The sequence below is a fragment of the Tatumella terrea genome (genome assembly GCF_039523755.1).
GTDB lineage: Bacteria > Pseudomonadota > Gammaproteobacteria > Enterobacterales > Enterobacteriaceae > Tatumella > Tatumella terrea.
In genome coordinates, this window is sequence record NZ_BAAAFX010000017.1 from 27,461 (window position 1) to 45,690 (window position 18,230).

An 18,230-nucleotide genomic window follows, 5' to 3' on the forward strand; every position below is an offset into this window, starting at 1 on the left:
AACTCCTGTGAGTAGATAAAAAACCTGAAGGCGGACAGGTATTACACCTTGAGAAGGGCGTGAGAATAGCATGAGTCGGGAAGAAGGAAAACGGTTGCGTCGTGACACAACCGGACAAAATAGCCTGATTTACCAGGGGAAAGCGATGAGGCTGACCCCGTCTGCATCCAGCTGGATCATAGAACCTTCCTGATGCCAGGCACCGAGGACGGCCCGCTCTGCGGGGTGATCACTGACAGTGAGACGATGAATGGCCGGACGGTGGGTATGACCATGGATCAATAGTGAGGCCTGGTAACGTTCCATCACGGCTTCGACGGCCTGTTGATTCACATCCATGATTTGCTGGCTTTTGGTCTGATTGGCCTGCTGACTGTCATTACGCAACCGGACGGCGACTTTCTGGCGCAGCCACAACGGCAGCCTCAGAAACAGGCGCTGCAGCCAGGGCTGATGAACTTTCTCGCGAAAGCGCAGGTAACCGGCATCATCGGTGCAGAGGGTATCACCATGCATAATCAGAACGCGGTGACCATAGAGTTCCAGTAACTGTTCTTCGGGGAGTAACTGCATACCGCAGCGGGCAGCAAACTTTTTCCCCAGTAAGAAGTCGCGGTTACCGTGGATAAACCAGACCGGGATCGTCAGGGCAGAGAGCGCCTCAGCGACCTGTTGGTGCAGCGGGTTCGGGTCATCATCGCCGATCCAGCTTTCAAACAGATCGCCCAGGATATACAGGGCTTCACAGGCTGTGGCTTCACGCTGTAAAAAACGCAGAAAACCGGCAGTAATTGCCGGTTCCTGCTGACACAGATGCAAATCTGCAATAAAAAGTGTCCGCGACATTACTCGCTGATGGTCACTTTCTGAATGACAACGTCTTCTTTAGGGACGTCCTGGTGCATACCGCTACGGCCGGTAGAAACTGCTTTGATTTTCTCAACCACATCCATACCTTCGACCACTTCGGCGAAGACACAGTAGCCCCAGCCCTGAACGCTTTCATCACGGAAGTTCAGGAAGTCATTATCTGCAACGTTGATGAAGAACTGTGCTGTGGCAGAGTGCGGTGCAGAAGTACGTGCCATTGCCAGTGTACCGCGGGTGTTCTTCAGACCATTGCTGGCTTCGTTACGGATTTCAGCGTTGGTTGATTTCTGCTTCATCCCTGGCTCAAAACCGCCCCCCTGGATCATGAAGCCATTGATGACGCGATGGAAAATGGTGTTGTCATAAAACCCTTCACGGCAGTAGGTCAGAAAGTTTTCTACGGTAGCCGGGGCTTTATCATCGAAGGTTTTAATGACGATATCACCAAAATTAGTCTGGAAAGTGACCATAATTTCATCCTGTCATGGTTGTTGTGCAGTATTTCAGCCTTTTCTGTGATTCAGAAAGGGCATTGACGATGGCACCTTATACCATAAATTTGAGGTATACGGCAGTAGGGGAAGTGGGCCTCCGGTTACCGGGCTTGCTTTACGTCGCAGTCCCGTGAAAAATACGGCACAATAACCCGAGTTATCGCACACGCAGAACACACGCAGAAACGGAAGAGTTAAATGCTAAAAATCTATAACACTCAGAGCAGACAAAAAGAGGAATTTAAACCTATTCATGCCGGGAAAATTGGCATGTACGTGTGCGGTATTACCGTTTATGACCTGTGCCATATCGGGCACGGACGGACATTTGTCGCCTTTGATGTGGTTTCCCGCTACTTACGCTACCTGGGCTATGACCTGAATTACGTAAGAAATATTACCGATATTGATGACAAAATCATTAAACGCGCGAACGAGAAAGGTGAAACCATCGGTGAACTGACCGACCGGATGATTGCCGAAATGCACCGTGATTTTGCTGCGCTGAATATCCTGCCGCCGGACGCAGAGCCCCGGGCTACCCGCCATATCCCGGAAATTATCGGGCTGGTGGAAAAACTGCTGCAACGCGGACATGCGTATGTTGCCGGTAATGGCGATGTGATGTTCGATGTGATGAGCGACAGCCATTATGGCGAACTTTCCCGCCAGGATCTGGAGCAGTTGCAGGCCGGCGCCCGCGTGGAAGTGGCGGATGTGAAGAAAAATCCGATGGACTTTGTGCTGTGGAAAATGTCGAAAGCCGATGAACCAGGCTGGGCATCTCCGTGGGGTGAGGGGCGTCCGGGCTGGCATATCGAATGTTCGGCCATGAACTGCAAACAACTGGGTGAGCATTTTGATATCCACGGCGGGGGCTCTGACCTGATGTTCCCGCACCATGAAAATGAAATTGCGCAATCGACCTGTGCTCATGGCGGAGAATACGTTAATTACTGGATGCATTCCGGAATGGTCATGGTGGACCGCGAGAAAATGTCCAAATCGCTGGGTAACTTTTTCACCGTGCGTGATGTGCTGGCCCACTATGATGCCGAAACGGTACGCTATTTTCTGATGTCCGGACATTATCGCAGCCAGTTAAACTATGGCGAAGATAACCTGAAGCAGGCCCGTTCGGCGCTGGAACGTCTGTATACCGCATTACGTAACACCGACCCGTCGGCAGTGCCGGCGGAAGGGGCGGAGTTTGAGCAGCGTTTCCGCGAGGCGATGGACGACGACTTTAATACGCCGGAAGCCTATTCGGTGCTGTTTGATATGGCGCGCGAAGTGAACCGGCTGAAAGCCGAAGACCCGGCCGCGGCGGAAGGTGTGGCGGCGAAATTACGTCAGTTATCCGGTGTGCTGGGGCTGTTACAGCAGGATCCGGAAGTCTTTCTGCAGAGCGCGGCCGGCAGCAATGATGATGAGGTTGCTGAAATCGAGGCACTGATTGTAATGCGTAAAGAAGCACGTGAAACCAAAAACTGGGCTCAGGCGGACATTGCCCGTGACAAACTGAATGAGCTGGGGATCATCGTTGAAGATGGCCCGCAGGGAACGACCTGGCGGCGTAAATAACTGACGGGGGCCGGGCAGTCTGAACGGTAACAGCCGGTCACAGCAGGATGCAGGGTGAGGTTCCATCGCAGGGTGTGTACTTCACCGCTGAGTGATCACCTTTCCTGATTTCCTGATTTCCTGAGTAGGTGAGTCAACGGTATTAACGCGATTCAGACTGGGACAAATCCCGTTAGCTGTTATGCGCTCTGCCATCATCACGTGATCCGCAGTGAGATCAGGAACCGGTCAACGTGATTCAGAACGGGTCAGGATAAAGGATCACTGCGTTGTGTACTTCACCGCTGAGTGATCACCTTTCCTGATTTCCTGAGTAGGTGAGTCAACGGTATTAACGCGATTCAGACGGGGACGAATCCCGTTGGCTGTTATGCGCTCTGCCATCATCACGTGATCCGCAGTGAGATCAGGAACCGGTCAACGCGATTCAGAACGGGTCAGGATAAAGGATCACTGCGTTGTGTACTTCACCGCTGAGTGATCACCTTTCCTGATTTCCTGAGTAGGTGAGTCAACGGTATTAACGCGATTCAGACGGGGACGAATCCCGTTAGCTGTTATGCGCTCTGCCATCATCACGTGATCCGCAGTGAGATCAGGAACCGGTCAACGTGATTCAGAACGGGTCAGGATAAAGGATCACTGCGTTGTGTACGTTTAACATACTGGTTCATCACATTTTCCTCAGTGCGTGAGTAAAATGTGTCAGCGTCATTCAGGACGGGTCACAGAGATAAAAAAAGGCGTCCCGCAGGACGCCCTTTTTATTGCCACCGTTTATTCGGTAACGGTGATGCTCTGGCCACCAAAAGTGACCTTCTGGCCGCTGACGATTTTGCAGCGCTTCCGCGTTTCTACCTGACCATCGACAGTCACCAGCCCCCCGGCGATAAAGGCTTTCGCCTGAGCGCCGCTCTCTGACCAGCCTTCCAGCTTTAACAGGTCACACAGTTCGACGTGAGGGAATTTACCGAGTGAAAAAGTTGCCATTATTCTGCTGCTCCATCGTGATATTCTTCACAGGCCTGTAAAGTATTTTGAATAAGTGTTGCGACGGTCATCGGACCCACGCCACCGGGGACCGGGGTGATCCATGCTGCACGCTCGGCGGCGACAGCAAACTCCACATCACCGACCACACGGCCATCGTCCAGACGGTTAATACCGACATCGATCACCACCGCACCGGGTTTGATCCACTCACCGGGAATAAATCCTGGTTTTCCGACCGCAACTACCAGCAGATCCGCATTTTCGACATGCTGACGCAGATTACGGGTGAAACGATGAGTCACCGTAGTGGTACAACCGCCCAGTAATAACTCCAGGCTCATCGGACGACCCACGATATTGGAAGCACCAATCACGACCGCGTTCAGACCGAAGGTATCAATGTTGTACCGTTCCAGCAGCGTCATAATACCGCGCGGCGTGCACGGACGAAGCAGGGGAGCGCGCTGGCACAGACGACCCACGTTGTACGGATGAAAACCATCGACATCTTTATCGGCGGCGATCCGTTCCAGCACTTTGACATTATCGATGCCTTCCGGCAGCGGCAGCTGAACCAGAATACCATCGATCTCTGCATCATCGTTCAGCTTATCAATCAGGGCCAGCAGCTCTTCTTCGCAGGTGGTGCCGGGTAAGTCGTAAGAGCGGGAGATAAAGCCCACTTCTTCACAGGCCTTACGCTTACTGCTGACATAGATTTGAGATGCCGGGTTTTCTCCGACCAATATGACCGCCAGTCCCGGGGCACGTTTACCCGCGGCAAGACGCTGTTTAACTTTTTCCGCAACTTCCAGCCGGACCTGCTGCGCAATCGTTTTACCATCAATAATCTGTGCTGACATCAGAGAAAAATCCACGGAGTTGAAATCTTAGGGTGAAGGCGCCTATTTTGTCAGAAGCGACGCGTGCTGTCAGGCAAAGAATGCCGGGCTTTGTTCAAACCTTCAGCAGTAAAACCGAAAGCGGCGTAAAAACATTGACTCATAGGTGAGTGACCGTATAATTCCCCGCAAAGTCAGGGCGCCCTTAGCTCAGTTGGATAGAGCACCGGCCTTCTAAGCCGTAGGTCATAGGTTCGAATCCTATAGGGCGTACCATTTCCCCTTCCACTACAGTCCTGTAACGTCAACTAATCCCAGTAAATACGTACTTCAAAGCTATTCCTACGTCTACTAACGTCCATCTAAATCCATTGTAATCCACGATCAAGTGGGGGTATATTTGGGGGTATTCGCAGGTTCAATGGAAAACATACCCCCAAAATGAAACTCAACGCCCGCCAGGTAGAGACTGCAAAGCCGAAGGAAAAGCCGTATAAGTTATCTGACGGCGGTGGCCTGTATCTATTGGTTAATCTCAATGGTTCACGTTACTGGCGGTTAAAGTACCGTGTAAGCGGTAAAGAAAAGCTGCTGTCCGTGGGGGTATATCCTGATGTGACGTTATCTGATGCCCGCAACCGGCGCGAAGATGCCAAAAGGGTTCTGGCTGCTGGTGGTGATCCAGGGCAGGAAAAACAGGCAGAGAAGCAGGCAAAGGCGCTGGCGGTCAAAAATAACTTTGAGTCGGTGGCTATCGAGTGGCACGAACACAAAAAGCCGAATTGGTCACAGGGCTATGCTGAGGACATTCTTGAGTATCTGACAAAAGATATTTTCCCGTTTATCGGTAAAAGAGCGATTAACGAGATTAAGCCTGCTGAGATGCTGGCGGTGTTGCGGAAAATGGAGCAGCGCGGCGTTTTGGATAAACTCAAAAAGACTCGCCAGGCTTGCCGCCAGATATTTACCCACGCAGTGATCACCGGCAGAGCAGAGAGTAACCCAGTCACAGATCTAGCTGGCGCCCTGAAAGCACCCAAGCAAAAACACTTCCCACATCTAAGCGTTGAACATATACCTGGCTTCCTAAATGCCTTGAATGATTACTCCGGAAGCATGATTACCCGTATTGCCACAAAGCTATTGATGATTACCGGCCTGAGAACCATCGAGCTGAGAACGTCAGAATGGTCAGACATCGACTTTGAAAAAGGCATCTGGCAGATACCCGCCGAGCGTATGAAGATGCGCCGTCCGCATATAGTCCCACTATCGGCACAGACCCGTGAGCTACTGGAAGAAATCCACCAGCTAACCGGACGGGGCAGATATGTCTTTCATGGGCGGAATGACGCTGGTAAGCCAATGAGCGAGGCCAGCATTAATCAGGTGATCAAGCGTATTGGCTATGATGGTAAAGCCACTGGCCACGGGTTCCGGCATACACTGAGTACCATACTTCACGAACAGGGCTATAACTCTGCTTGGATAGAAACCCAATTGGCGCATGTCGATAAAAACTCTATCCGGGGCACTTACAACCATGCTCAATATCTGGAAGGCCGTAGAGAAATGCTACAGGACTATGCTGACTATCTGGACGGGCTAGAGAGTGGGGCGAACGTGGTACATGGGAAGTTTAGAACTGCTTAACTGTACGGATAGACAGTGATAGTAGACCGCAGTAGACTTAGAGAGAATCAAGATTAAACCGTGCCTAGGCTGATCCCCGAAAACTCGTACACCTCGACGAGCTGGCATGGTTCCTAATAAATGAGGGCGTGAGGTGGCGTTTGCTTAATCCAGCGATAGAGCTAAAAGCTAAAAAGCAGCAATTCATAAGCATAAGAGAGCTAATTATTCGAGTCGAGTCTAAATATCCCGATATGACAAGGGATCAGATAGCGAACTGGATAATTATCCGGCTAGATGACGAGCAGGAATATGCTCCTAGCCTGCTAATACAAGATGCCCGTGGAATAACTAGAAGGCCTTCCTCTAGCGATCCATCTTTCAGTGCATATGAGTTGTTAAGTCGGGTCATGGCGAGTCCCAATATGGATAACCCACCATACGAAGGGTGGACACCATGTATGACGAGGAGAGGGCAGGAGCAAAGCACTACCGACCTTAACTTTGATGATGAAATTCCATTTTGAGGTGATGTTATGAATTCATTTGATTTTTTAGGTTTCAATCGCTCGGAGATAGAAAAGACTTTAGGTCTAAACCTCCACGATAATCTATTAGAATATAATGTTGGTTTGAAAAGGAATTTAGATAGCTGGCTGGTGCCTTATCTTTCACGTGATAACATTCTGTTAAGTGATGCTGCTTGTTTTATTATTGGTGCCAATCCTAGATTGGCCTTAAAAAATGAGCAATATAATGAATGTGAAGCTTATAAAGAATCGTTATGGGATGCCATTGATAATGGTAAACTAAGCGCAAGGGATATTACCCGCTACGATAATATGGATCAAGATCGGCGAGACTGTGTGCTTGTTCGTAGTGAAGTCGAAAAATGGGTTTCGGAGCATGAGTTTAATTGGCCTTTACCTATACAACAATCTCAGTTGATCGAAAATACCAATCAGGCATACCTTGACCAGTGGGGAGAATTTCCAGGTAAAAATACAGCGCTTATGATGATTGCTGGCATGGCTATTTCGCTAGAAAAATCGAGTAAATCCTTTCGGAATGGTGAGCGGTTAAACAAGCTCGCTATAGCAAGAGCTGTAGCTCAAAATCTAGCAACATTTGGCTATCAGGGGATGGTTGTAACAGAGAAGCAAATGACTAACCTGATTAAAGAAGCTTTAGAAATCACATTTCCTGATAGTGAGGACTAGTCACTTCTAAACGTAACTTCGATGCGGGCCAATACTTCTAAAGTCCCGCACATGCATTCCCTCCATTTCCAATGTTACGATAATAATCCTTTTTTCTGTGGCTTAACTTAATTACCCCCTTCCATATTTATTAGTGAAATTTCCACACTGGATAGATTGATTCTGATTAAATTAATCTCGTAAACCGCAATGGACGTCACGAGGTAAATATGAATAAAAGATTAATCAGACTTTCAGAAGTTCAGAAACGAACCGGATATAGCAAGGCGTGGATTTATAAAATGCTGAGCGGTAATCGGTTCCCGAAACCTGTAAAAATAGGTGCTCGTTCAATCGCTTTTGTCGAAGGTGAAATTGATGCGTGGATTAACGAGCGCATTGCAGAACGTGATGGCGTGGGGGCTAACTAATGGCGAAAAAAAACCACCCGGCACAGGTGGCTGATTCAGACATTCGGGGGATTGATTCTACACCCGCACCACTGAATATCAAGCCGCCATATAAAGCCGAAACATTCGGCCTCTATATGCTGACACATCCTAACGGGATCACCGCACTTAATACTAACGCCCGCACGTTTGCTGATTTTGATAAGAACGGCACTGGCAAGCAGTTTTACACCACATGTTTACACACTGATATCGCCAAACTCCGTAATCAATATGGCATTGACGTGTCCGGGGAGCCGGTCAAATACGTTTCCCGCCACGGCTACAGCACCACTTTTACCAGCTACCGGATTGCTGACCGCAAGGCCGCAGCCCGCGCCGTTGTACTGGTCAATCGCTGGCGTACAGAGCGTGGAGAATGTCACCTGCCGTCTGAATATTCACAGCAGCTTATTAACCAGTTCCCGGACACTGCCGACCTGAAATAACGGAGTCTTAAAAATGAAAAATATCAGATTAACTTCTGAGGCCGCCCCTCAGCCTGAACATGGATTTAGCGATATTAATCCTGCCAGTGAAGACCATATTTCAGTCATCAGATTCGAAGGGAATACCATTCGAATTGTGAATATCAGCGGTGAGCCGTGGTTTATTGCTAAGGATATTTGTGATGCGCTGGAAATGGCAGATCACTTAGTCGCTTTACGCCGTCTGGATGACGATGAAAAGGGGGAGTATTTAATACCTACCCCTGGCGGTAACCAGTACATGCGTACTGTTCAGGAGTCAGGTTTCTATAAACTCATATCCCGCAGTCGCAAGGCAACTATTCCCGGCACATTCGCCCACGGGTTTACTAATTGGGTATTCCGAGAGGTTATCCCGTCAATTCGTAAGACAGGCTCTTACGGAGTCCCGTTCGCATTCCTGAATGACCACAGCAAACGCCAGGCAGCCTATGACAATAAGGCCAGTAAGCGCGGTAAAGACCTGCAAGCCTGCAAGGGTGAGAAAGCCCGGTTAATCGCCGAAGAAGCAGAATTATGGCGCAAATATCAGCCTCAACTGCCGGAGGTTCACTGATGTCCCCACAGAAGCCAAAGCGCCGCTTTAAAAGTCCACACGGGCGCACCGTCACCGTGTTGGGCATGAGTGGTAGATGCGTTGTATTCATGCGTGAAGATTACCCGCACCCATGCCAGCAGCCGCTGGAGAAGTTCAAAGCTGAGTATGCGGAGGTGACAGATGATCGCCGTCCAGAGTAACGCCCCGTCACTGGCTGGCCTGTTGACAAATGTTGACGTTGAGAACCTAACAAAACCTGACATTCATCAGCCAAATATTTGTTCGGTGATCCATCACCTGCCGGACTTTCGCAACCAATACGCGCCCGCGCGCGAGGGTATTCAGGCAGCAATACCGCGATATGGGGAAAGGTTTTCCGTAGCTGGTGGGTTTCAGGGGGAAGGTTTTTCTGACATCACCACGCGAAGGGATAACTTTGTTGTGGCCAAAAAAAAGGACAGCACTGCGAATGCCGCCCTTTCGACTACAGCCAATGAGTATCAGCCCTTTGGTTCAATACCGCGCGATTGCAACTCTTTACGGAGAACACGCTTAATCCATGTTGCCAGAGATGAATCACCGTCTTTACGCATTTCATCCTCAAGCTGTGATCGGAAGTCATGCGCCAATCGTAACTGGTACTGGTCAGTCTTAGGTTTGTCAGTTGACATTGTAATTACAAATCTCATATCATCAATCACAGATTGTAATTACAACGTAATGCCATGTTGTTTGCAATCAAATAAAGCAACGCCCCGCACTGTTGGAGCAGTAGCGAGGCGTCTGACAACCACCGTTATCATCAGTAACGAGGAAGCTGTAATGCAGAATACCACACACCCGCAAGGGCGGCATTCACTCACCCAAAATTCAGGCAATGAACCGCCGTCATTCGTCTGGATTATCGCCGCAGTTCGCCGTGACTGCCCGACCGTTAAGGCCACAATTCACCATATCGCCGCCGCTACAGAGCGCGAAGCCCGCCTGACGTTAGCAAAAGATCACGTCTGCTTCTTTGCCGGTCGTATTCGCCAGGGGGTTAATCATGCGTAATCACTTTGATGTGCACGGCTATGCCGTCAATAAGCGTGGACTGACCGTCGGGATCGCCTACCAAATCGTTTCCTCTGACGTGAAGCACGCTACGGCCCACGCAATGAGCCGGGCACAGGCCGAAGGGTTTACCCATATCCGCATTAACTACACGCGGGAGGTGCGGGTATGAGAGCCATTACTCTGAGTAATAACAACCTGCCGCTGGTGGAGTACAAAGGCCAGCGCGTTGTGACCTTTGCCATGATTGACCACGCCCACCAGCGCCCGGACGGTACGGCGCGGCAGGCGTTTAGCCGCCACCAGAAGCACTTTATTGCTGATACGGACTTTGTGAAGGTTTCCGCAGACGAATATCGTTTACTGCTAAATACACAGCAGGCAAAAGATACGCACAAATTTTGCGCGACTATAAAAGACACGCGCAAAAAAGCGGCAGAAAAAATTACCGAGGATGTGACGCTAATTTTTGAGTCTGGCTATCTGATGATTGTTAAGCCATTTAAAGACGATCTTTCCTGGCAGGTACAGCGTGAGCTAGTTAACAGTTACTTCCGAGCAAACCCGCACTTCTCAGACATTCGGCCCGTACTCATTCCGAGCATTCAGGAACTGGAAGCGATGCCGCTACAGGAGGCGCAGGACGTACTGGCAGCAGCCGAGCATAAATCCCACTGGCGACACGGGAAGCACGGCAGCGCAGAAATGAGCCAGCGCAAACGCGAGTTGAAGGTATTACGCCCAGCCATCAAACGCATTACCGCTCTTATTCAGTTAACTATTCCCGGCCTGGAGACAACGAAGTGATGACCCTCAACAAAGGCATAAAGGCCATTGACGCCCTGAGCAAAATTCAAAGTCTGTTATCGGCGGCGCAGTGGCTGACGTCCAGCCAGGAAGAAACAGAACTACAGCTTGAACTACTGAATATCGCCAAGACCGTTGCCGTCCGTGTACTGGAGGAATGTAAGTGAGCCGTGACCATACCTTAGAGCAAGTCGCAGAAATGGCGCATCAGGCCGAGATAGTTTGCAAGATGTGGGAGGATCACCCACACCGCCTGGCTGACTGCGATCACTCAGCACTAGCAGCGTTGGTAAAGCGTTTATCTGGGAATGTTGCAGCATGGCTAGGCGATGAATTGGCAGAGAAGGAGCGCGGGCAATGACAATCCAACTGATAGAAGCATCCGCAGATGGCGTTATTTTCATGACTCGCCGCACCGATGGTAGCCACCAGCACCAGAAGTTAATCGGTTATAAGACCGCTATCAGGACGCTGGATGATGGCGCTTATGACGATGACCTACCGAATGGCCTACGCCTGGTAGCGGCAGTATTTGAAGCAGAGGCACTGGGCTATTTCACCCCGACTGACGGGCAACAGGTGATGCTGTGGCGTTGGATTGTGGCGGCTCTGTTTATCATCGAGCAATTGGAGCAGAACGGCGCTGGCGAAGTGGAACTGGAGGACGGCACGACACAAACGTTTGCCCAGTACTTTGGCAAACACGGCGGCATATCTGTTTACCCTGTCACTGAGCGCGTGGCCCTGGCTAATAACGTGGAATCACTGGCCTGTGAGGTACACACCCACGAAGCTCCGGAGCAAAAGGCTGTCCTCATATACCAGCAAATGCTGACTACAGACAGCGGAGCCTATGCTCTGTCTGACTGGGGCCGTGAGTGTATGGCAATCCTTCATGACAGCTTTATTGAGCAAATCAACACCAAGGGGCTTCCTGCTGCCCCGGTATGGCACTAAGGAGGGATGACGATGCGTAACATTGACCTTATCCGGGAAGTGACCACCGCCGCCGCAGGACACTGGCCTTACATTATGCAGAGCCTCAATATCGCCGTGCCTGATAACCCGCGAAAACATGCGCCTTGCCCCCACTGCGGGGGTAATGACCGATTCCGGTTCGATGACAACGGGCGCGGCAGCTTTATCTGTAACCAGTGCGGTGCGGGTGATGGCCTCGACCTGATCCGCAAAGTTCACCAGTGCGACACCACTGAGGCGGCAAAGCTGGTGGCTGATGTGCTGGGTATTGATTACCGGACAGCCGAAACAGACCAAAAATCAGCCGACCAGAGACGTGACCAACTGGAGCAGCGGCGCCAAAGCCAGGCTGAGGAGTACCGGCAGCGTCAGGACGAAGCAGAGGCAGAACGGCGGGCACAATTTGATGCCAGGTATCAGCGGCTGGAGAAAACAATAACGGACAGCGAAAGTGAATACCTGGTCACTAAGGGGCTGTCAGGAGTGATAACCCGCTGTCTGCCCGATGGATCAATTCTCCTGCCATTGACGGACGCAGAAGGGAATATCACCGCCGCACAGACTATCTCAAAGATAGGCAGTAAAAAGCTGGTGGCCGGCTCCGCGAAGAAAGGCGCATATCACACTATCAACGCACCAAAGCAGCCGCAGGCCATTATCCTTGCCGAAGGTTACGCCACAGCGTTGAGCGTGTCCCAGATGCGCCCAGAGGCGCTGATAGTAGCAGCCATTGACGCAGGCAACCTGTTACCGGTGGCTAAGGTGATGCGCGGGAAATACCCACAGGTACAAATCATCATTGCCGCCGATAACGACCACCAGCAGCACGGAAGCGCGAACACGGGGATCACCGCCGCAGAGTCAGCCGCCTTTGCCGTGGCTGGTTTTGTCACAAGCCCACCGACTGACCACAAGGCCGATTGGGACGACTACCGGCAGCAGTACGGCCTAGAGGCGTCTACAGCAGTATTTAACGAAGGATTGTACCAACCACAGGGGGAAGCGATGACCGCAACGCTACAGGTGACTGACGGCTGCAAAGGCGGCCAGCAAAGCGACCCGCTAAAACCGCACGTTAAAAGCCGGAAGGATGGTATTTATTGGATTGAGCCAAAGACTGACAAAGATACCGGCGAGATTATCAGCAAGGAAAGCTGGCTATCCTCCCCGTTAGATGTGATCGGCACTGGCCGCGATGATAAAGACCAGTACCTGATATTACGCTGGGTTCCCTATGGTGAAACGTCACCGGTGACCGCGCCGCTACCACTGGCTGATGTGGGGGAACGCGAAGGATGGCGCACGTTAAAAGCGGGCGGCGTGAATATCACTACCAAAAGCGGGCTACGGGCAATTCTGGCCGATTGGCTGCAAATGAGCGGCAACCGCGAAATATGGCGGGTGAGTCACGCGACTGGCTGGCAGTGTGGGGCCTACATCATGCCTGATGGCGACATCATTGGATCACCTGAGCGCCCCGTATTATTCAGCGGCCGCAGTAGCGCCGCATCCGGCTACAAAGTGACAGGCACAGCCGATAGCTGGCGGGGTTCCGTGGCCAAGCTTGCTGATGGTAACTATTCCATGATGACCGGGATCGCCGCAGCACTGGCGGCACCACTTATCGGGTTATCCGGGGCTGACGGGTTCGGCATTCACTTTTACCAGCAATCCAGCGCAGGAAAGACCACCACGGCAAACGCCGCCGCGAGTTTATATGGTGATCCTGGTCTACTGAAACTGACCTGGTATGGCACCGCGCTGGGGTTAGCCAATGAAGCTGCCGCGCATAATGACGGATTAATGTCGTTGGATGAAGTCGGACAAGGAGCCGACCCGGTGAGCGTCTCACAGTCTGCCTATGCCCTGTTTAACGGCGTGGGGAAACTGCAAGGTGCTAAGGAAGGAGGAAACCGGGATCTGAAACGCTGGCGCACCGTGGCGATCAGTACCGGTGAGATGGACATGGAAACCTTCATTGCTACCAGTGGCAGAAATACCAAGGCCGGGCAGCTTGTGCGCCTGTTGAATATCCCGCTAACTAAGGCTGTTAACTTTCACGGGAACGGCAACGGCAAGCACCACGCTGACGCCCTGAAGGATGCCTGGCAGATTAACCATGGAGCAGCGGGCCGGGCCTGGATAAAATGGCTTGCAGACAACCAGGGGGAAGCCGTTGAAATCGTCCGGGAGTGTGAAGAACGCTGGCGCGGCATAATCCCGGCTGATTACGGCGAACAGGTTCACAGGGTAGCGTCACGATTCGCCATTCTGGAAGCCGCACTACTGGCAGGTCGGGTGATCACCGGATGGAACGAGCAGACATGCCGTGATGCGATACAGCACAGCTATAACGCCTGGGTGAAGGAATTCGGGACGGGTAATAAAGAACACCAGCAGATAATCCAGCAGACCGAGGCTTTTCTTAATGCTTACGGACTGAGCCGGTTTGCTCCACTGCCGTATGAGCCGCGAGACTTGCCGATCAGCAACCTGGCAGGCTACCGGCAGAAAGGAAGCCACGAAAGCGACCCGGTAGTGTTTTATACGTTCCCGGCTACGTTTGAAAAGGAGATTGCCACTGGTTTTAACCCGAAACTATTTGCTGAGGTGCTGAAGCAAAGCGGAATGTTGACCCCACCAGCCAGTGGCCGAGGTTATCAGCGTAAATCGCCGAGAATCGAGGGGCGGCAGATTAACGTATTTGTCCTGAGCTTCATGCCGGAGGAAAGCGACCAGCCAGAGTAAATACTTTTTCTCACATGCGAGATTTTAGTGTTGGTTCAGTTGGTTCAGTCGGTTCAATTTGTAAAGTGTATTGATTAATAAGGTTTTTACATCATATTTTGAACCAACACTGAACCAACAATTGGCTATTTTGAACCAACACAGACGACAGGACGATTTATCGCTGGCCGGCACTGAACCAACAATCACCCCCACTGAACCAACACGAAATTAAAAATGTTGGTTCACTAAAACCCAGTAATGGCGCGGCCTGCAAGCCCGTGAACCAACTGAACCGACTGAACCAACATACTTTCGGTTATTTATAGAAAAAAATGAGGTGAGCAAATTATGACTGCTCAGATTTCAGCATACGGACGGCTGGTGGCAGATCCACAGACCCGCACTACAGCAAACGGTAAAAACATGGCAATGGCACGACTGGCGGTAGCACTTCCCTGTCACACAGCACAGAACAATGAGGCTACCTACTGGCTGGGCGTAGTCGCTTTCGGCGATTAGGCTATAATTCTGGTGTGACGATAGATCGGAAAGACTTAGATAGGTAGATTTCTTTTATTAATTGGAGTGTTATTTATGTGTGAAAACCCGATAAAGTATGGTGCTATATCTATAGATAATTGTATTTTCAAGTCATCGAGATATAGATTTAATAATGGTGTTCTCGGCCAGTTGAGTCAGTTTAAAAATAATGATATAAAACTTTTACAAACCGATATTGTTCATAATGAAGCAATAAAACACATATCAGAAAATCTCAATAAAAGTTACAGTTCAATAAATACAGCCCTTCGAGAAATAAAGTTAAACTCATGCCTGACCAATGAAGGTGAAAATGAAATTAATAAAATACTGTCAAATGAAACCCCGGCACATGAAAAGGCCATTGAAATAATAAATTTATTCTACGATAAAACTGGGGCTATACTAATAAAAGCAAATGACTTAGTGAAAGTAGAAGATGTAATGAATCTCTATTTCTCAAACAAACCCCCGTTTGAAAAAAGAGCAGACAAGAAAAATGAGTTCCCTGATGTTTTTGCATTGCTAACTCTAGAGGGGTGGGCTAAGGAAAATGATACGTATGTATTAGCAGTTAGCAATGATAACGGGTGGATTAATTATTCAAAGACAAGTACTTGGATAACTGTCGTTCGTAACCTGTCAGACGCTCTTTCCCTAATCCAAAAGAAAGATATGACAGATATAATTAGATTATTATTAATCAAAGATGTAGTTGACTTAATATTTATCGAGGGAGAAGTACAATCCAGCGTGAATTATTCAAGTTTTCATATCGATGCTGAATCACCATTTTTTTATGATTATAATGACCTATCTGTTAATTTTTACGATGTTGACTTCCATCAAGATGATGAGTCATTAGTTGAATTTGAAATAGTTAGGGCCGAGGAAAAATCTGTTACGATAAAAATATCATGTGAGATAACAATCGATGCTGAGGCCGTGTTTGATTTTTATGTGACTGATACTATTGACCATGACGATGTATTAATTGGTAGTAGCCTTGAAAATGTTCAACAATCATACGACGCAGATGTATTTATAACTATTACTGGTAATTTTCAAGAAGATGATTTTGAAAAAATTATAGCTAAAGTTTCAGAGGTTGAAGTAGTTAGTAAATTAACCAACATCGATTTTGGTTTTGTGGAGCCAGATTATTCAGGTGATGAAGAGGACTATTAGTTATTCTTATCTCGAGACGGCATAGGAAAAACGGTTAACTCCGTTTTTTCGGCCTGACGATAAACAACGTTGATCTGACCGATCTCACAATCGTTTCATAAATCGGTACAAATATATTAACCATTGCAAATATTGAAACTATAATATCTGTATAAATGACCAACTGGAAAAATAACCATGAGTACAGCAAGCCTGAAGCCGGTATTACTCAACAATGAACAAATGGCCGCACTTCGAAAAATCCAGGAACAGGAGCGCAGCAAATCCCCGCTGAACATCGCGCCAACAATCCACGTTATTGCCCGTCAGTTGATGGATAACGCTCTGAAGCAGTTACAGGTGAATAATGCCTGATAGCAGGAAAGAACAGGGAAAACACCCGACTCGCTGGCAGAAAGGGAAGTCAGGTAACCCGAACGGTAGGCCGGGAAAAGGCGCGGAAATACGGCGGCAACTGATGGAGTTAACGCCTGAGGCTATGGAGTCGATAACAGCCGGAATTAAAGCCGGTGATACAGCCTGCCTGAAGATATGGGCAGACCGTTGCGACCCGGTGAGCAAAACTACACTGCCAACAGTCGAGTTTATGGCAGACACCACGGATTTAACCCACTTCAGCATGTCTGTACTGGCCGCAATCAGTAAGGGTGAGGTTACCCCTGATATTGGCACTCAAATCATTAATGCCGCCGCCAGTGCTGCTCGTGTCGCTGAGATTGACCAGATGCGCCGTGAACTGGCAGAACTACAGCAGCAGGTCGAGGATATGATGAATGACAATCCGTAAAGCGCTGGATGACCTGAAATCGAAGTTAAGTAACCTTTCACCGGAAGAGAGGATCAGCGGACTTGAGCTGGTAGGCGTAGAAAAAGACTCTGACGGCCAGATTGTTATTGTGAGCAGGCAGCATATCCCGTTCGGAAAGCATGGTGGCGAAGCCTGGCAGGAAGAATACCCTATAGGTGATCCGCGCCGCGTAAAATGGGAGAAAGGCCAGTGACAATCAAATTCGCACTATCCCGGTTACGGGCGCAGTTAGCCAACCAGCACAATGACGACTCACGGACAGACGTTGCTGTTATCTCTGCCCTGATGGATGAAATCGCCGGAGACAGATCAGACGGAACAGCGGCGGCTATCGAGGCCAGACAGCACCGGCGCACCGGTTATACATTCCCACACAGCCAGGCACTGAGAAACGCACTCGATACGGTATCTGATGATTTGGCGGCACGTTAGCGGTAACTGCCTTTGATGATTAAGGCACCAGTACGCGCGCGGGCGCGAGGCAGCAAAGCTCTAAAAAATGCCTTGGAACAAAATCAACAGGTTACCCATTCCGGTCATAGGCAGAATCCTGCCTTTGATGATTAATTGAGTCCATAAAAGGGGCAACCATGCCAGCCAGCGAGAAAAAGAACACGAACCGGTATTTTAATGGTGTAGAAACTACACGTTTAATTGTGACCGTTGAAAGCGGGCTGGTGGCACAGGTTGATGACTTGATAGGGACTCACCGTTATGGCGATATATCACACCCCTGCCGCAGGAACCGCGCCGAGTTCGTCAGACAGGCCATAGCCGAGAAGCTGGCGCGCGACAGCACCACCGATAGCAGAAAATGACAGGAGGCCAATATGTTAGACAGCGAATCACTGGAAATGACCGTACTACAAATGGCCCGTATACAGGGCGAAAAACTGGACAGGCACACGCTGTACACCGTCAGGAATGAGATTAGAAACGCTCTGGCAGCAAAAGAACGCTACCACCGGACAATGGCAGCACCGCCCTACCAGTGGAAGAAACCGCGCCCGCCTCGATAAGGAGGAGGATCCCAAACC

25 protein-coding genes, 1 tRNA gene and 1 pseudogene are annotated in these 18,230 nt (G+C 49.9%); 22 read left to right on the plus strand and 5 right to left on the minus strand.

Annotated elements, in window-relative coordinates; genetic code table 11:
• Positions 1–129: 129 nt before the first annotated feature.
• A complete protein-coding gene (gene lpxH, locus ABD035_RS12090) occupies positions 130–846 on the minus strand; it encodes a UDP-2,3-diacylglucosamine diphosphatase (RefSeq protein ID WP_212714332.1) in 717 nt (238 codons plus the stop codon).
• Positions 846–1,340, minus strand: coding sequence for a peptidylprolyl isomerase B (gene ppiB, locus ABD035_RS12095; RefSeq protein ID WP_212714333.1), 495 nt, complete (start codon positions 1,338–1,340; stop codon positions 846–848). The genes lpxH and ppiB overlap by 1 nt, the downstream gene beginning before the upstream one ends.
• Before the next feature lie 222 nt (positions 1,341–1,562).
• Here ppiB and cysS point away from each other — a divergent pair, with 222 nt between their 5' ends.
• Entirely contained in the window at positions 1,563–2,948 is a 1,386-nt protein-coding gene (gene cysS, locus ABD035_RS12100) for a cysteine--tRNA ligase (protein ID WP_343870479.1), read from the plus strand.
• A gap of 777 nt (positions 2,949–3,725) precedes the next feature.
• Here cysS and ybcJ read toward each other — a convergent pair.
• Both ybcJ and folD read right to left on the minus strand, forming a co-directional pair.
• Complete coding sequence (gene ybcJ, locus ABD035_RS12105; protein WP_212714787.1) at positions 3,726–3,938, minus strand: ribosome-associated protein YbcJ; 213 nt, start codon at positions 3,936–3,938, stop codon at positions 3,726–3,728.
• Positions 3,938–4,804, minus strand: coding sequence for a bifunctional methylenetetrahydrofolate dehydrogenase/methenyltetrahydrofolate cyclohydrolase FolD (folD, locus tag ABD035_RS12110; protein WP_343870482.1), 867 nt, complete (start codon positions 4,802–4,804; stop codon positions 3,938–3,940). Before folD ends, ybcJ begins: the two co-directional genes overlap by 1 nt.
• A gap of 178 nt (positions 4,805–4,982) precedes the next feature.
• On the opposite strand from folD, the gene ABD035_RS12115 reads away from it, so the two are divergent.
• The 7 genes from ABD035_RS12115 (at position 4,983) to ABD035_RS12145 (ending at position 9,289) form a co-directional block, all read left to right on the plus strand.
• Positions 4,983–5,059: transfer RNA gene (locus tag ABD035_RS12115), tRNA-Arg, on the plus strand.
• Positions 5,060–5,224: 165 nt separating this feature from the next.
• On the plus strand, positions 5,225–6,436 hold the full coding sequence (locus ABD035_RS12120) for a tyrosine-type recombinase/integrase (RefSeq protein ID WP_343870484.1): 1,212 nt from the start codon (positions 5,225–5,227) through the stop codon (positions 6,434–6,436).
• 515 nt (positions 6,437–6,951) lie between these two features.
• Positions 6,952–7,635 carry a hypothetical protein gene (locus ABD035_RS12125; RefSeq protein WP_343870486.1) on the plus strand — a complete coding sequence of 228 codons (684 nt, stop codon included), beginning with the start codon at positions 6,952–6,954 and terminating at the stop codon, positions 7,633–7,635.
• Between the two features lie 209 nt (positions 7,636–7,844).
• Positions 7,845–8,045 carry a helix-turn-helix transcriptional regulator gene (locus ABD035_RS12130; RefSeq protein WP_343870488.1) on the plus strand — a complete coding sequence of 67 codons (201 nt, stop codon included), beginning with the start codon at positions 7,845–7,847 and terminating at the stop codon, positions 8,043–8,045.
• The gene (locus ABD035_RS12135) at positions 8,045–8,512 is read left to right on the plus strand and encodes a hypothetical protein (RefSeq protein WP_343870490.1); all 468 of its coding nucleotides are present in this window, start codon (positions 8,045–8,047) and stop codon (positions 8,510–8,512) included. The genes ABD035_RS12130 and ABD035_RS12135 overlap by 1 nt, the downstream gene beginning before the upstream one ends.
• Positions 8,513–8,525: 13 nt before the next feature.
• Entirely contained in the window at positions 8,526–9,107 is a 582-nt protein-coding gene (locus ABD035_RS12140) for a BRO-N domain-containing protein (protein WP_343870492.1), read from the plus strand.
• The gene (locus tag ABD035_RS12145; protein WP_343870494.1) at positions 9,107–9,289 is read left to right on the plus strand and encodes a DUF4222 domain-containing protein; all 183 of its coding nucleotides are present in this window, start codon (positions 9,107–9,109) and stop codon (positions 9,287–9,289) included. Before ABD035_RS12140 ends, ABD035_RS12145 begins: the two co-directional genes overlap by 1 nt.
• A gap of 300 nt (positions 9,290–9,589) precedes the next feature.
• Here ABD035_RS12145 and ABD035_RS12150 read toward each other — a convergent pair whose 3' ends face one another.
• Positions 9,590–9,760: a hypothetical protein gene (locus tag ABD035_RS12150; protein WP_343870496.1), complete on the minus strand. Its 171-nt coding sequence runs from the start codon at positions 9,758–9,760 to the stop codon at positions 9,590–9,592.
• 151 nt (positions 9,761–9,911) lie between these two features.
• Here ABD035_RS12150 and ABD035_RS12155 point away from each other — a divergent pair, with 151 nt between their 5' ends.
• The 14 genes and pseudogenes from ABD035_RS12155 to ABD035_RS12220 all read left to right on the plus strand — a co-directional run bounded on the left by ABD035_RS12155 (position 9,912) and on the right by ABD035_RS12220 (position 18,212).
• Entirely contained in the window at positions 9,912–10,142 is a 231-nt protein-coding gene (locus tag ABD035_RS12155; protein ID WP_343870497.1) for a host cell division inhibitor Icd-like protein, read from the plus strand.
• Positions 10,135–10,314 (plus strand): hypothetical protein, encoded by a 180-nt coding sequence (locus ABD035_RS12160; RefSeq protein WP_343870499.1) that lies wholly within the window; start codon positions 10,135–10,137, stop codon positions 10,312–10,314. The genes ABD035_RS12155 and ABD035_RS12160 overlap by 8 nt, the downstream gene beginning before the upstream one ends.
• A complete protein-coding gene (locus tag ABD035_RS12165; RefSeq protein WP_343870501.1) occupies positions 10,311–10,949 on the plus strand; it encodes an ORF6N domain-containing protein in 639 nt (212 codons plus the stop codon). Before ABD035_RS12160 ends, ABD035_RS12165 begins: the two co-directional genes overlap by 4 nt.
• Positions 10,949–11,116 (plus strand): hypothetical protein, encoded by a 168-nt coding sequence (locus tag ABD035_RS12170; protein WP_343870503.1) that lies wholly within the window; start codon positions 10,949–10,951, stop codon positions 11,114–11,116. The genes ABD035_RS12165 and ABD035_RS12170 overlap by 1 nt, the downstream gene beginning before the upstream one ends.
• A gap of 190 nt (positions 11,117–11,306) precedes the next feature.
• Complete coding sequence (locus ABD035_RS12175; RefSeq protein ID WP_343870505.1) at positions 11,307–11,906, plus strand: hypothetical protein; 600 nt, start codon at positions 11,307–11,309, stop codon at positions 11,904–11,906.
• Positions 11,907–11,918: 12 nt separating this feature from the next.
• On the plus strand, positions 11,919–14,675 hold the full coding sequence (locus tag ABD035_RS12180) for a DUF927 domain-containing protein (RefSeq protein ID WP_343870507.1): 2,757 nt from the start codon (positions 11,919–11,921) through the stop codon (positions 14,673–14,675).
• 330 nt (positions 14,676–15,005) lie between these two features.
• Positions 15,006–15,170, plus strand: a pseudogene (locus ABD035_RS12185) (single-stranded DNA-binding protein); the annotation flags it as partial.
• 81 nt (positions 15,171–15,251) lie between these two features.
• Positions 15,252–16,385 carry a PIN domain-containing protein gene (locus ABD035_RS12190; RefSeq protein WP_343870509.1) on the plus strand — a complete coding sequence of 378 codons (1,134 nt, stop codon included), beginning with the start codon at positions 15,252–15,254 and terminating at the stop codon, positions 16,383–16,385.
• A 177-nt stretch (positions 16,386–16,562) separates the two neighbouring features.
• A complete protein-coding gene (locus ABD035_RS12195) occupies positions 16,563–16,739 on the plus strand; it encodes a hypothetical protein (RefSeq protein WP_343870511.1) in 177 nt (58 codons plus the stop codon).
• On the plus strand, positions 16,732–17,172 hold the full coding sequence (locus ABD035_RS12200; RefSeq protein WP_343870513.1) for a hypothetical protein: 441 nt from the start codon (positions 16,732–16,734) through the stop codon (positions 17,170–17,172). Before ABD035_RS12195 ends, ABD035_RS12200 begins: the two co-directional genes overlap by 8 nt.
• Complete coding sequence (locus ABD035_RS12205; RefSeq protein ID WP_343870515.1) at positions 17,159–17,386, plus strand: hypothetical protein; 228 nt, start codon at positions 17,159–17,161, stop codon at positions 17,384–17,386. The genes ABD035_RS12200 and ABD035_RS12205 overlap by 14 nt, the downstream gene beginning before the upstream one ends.
• Complete coding sequence (locus tag ABD035_RS12210) at positions 17,383–17,625, plus strand: hypothetical protein (RefSeq protein WP_343870517.1); 243 nt, start codon at positions 17,383–17,385, stop codon at positions 17,623–17,625. The genes ABD035_RS12205 and ABD035_RS12210 overlap by 4 nt, the downstream gene beginning before the upstream one ends.
• Positions 17,626–17,783: 158 nt before the next feature.
• On the plus strand, positions 17,784–18,011 hold the full coding sequence (locus ABD035_RS12215; RefSeq protein ID WP_343870519.1) for a ribbon-helix-helix domain-containing protein: 228 nt from the start codon (positions 17,784–17,786) through the stop codon (positions 18,009–18,011).
• Positions 18,012–18,023: 12 nt separating this feature from the next.
• Entirely contained in the window at positions 18,024–18,212 is a 189-nt protein-coding gene (locus tag ABD035_RS12220; RefSeq protein ID WP_343870521.1) for a hypothetical protein, read from the plus strand.
• The last annotated feature ends 18 nt before the right edge of the window (positions 18,213–18,230 follow it).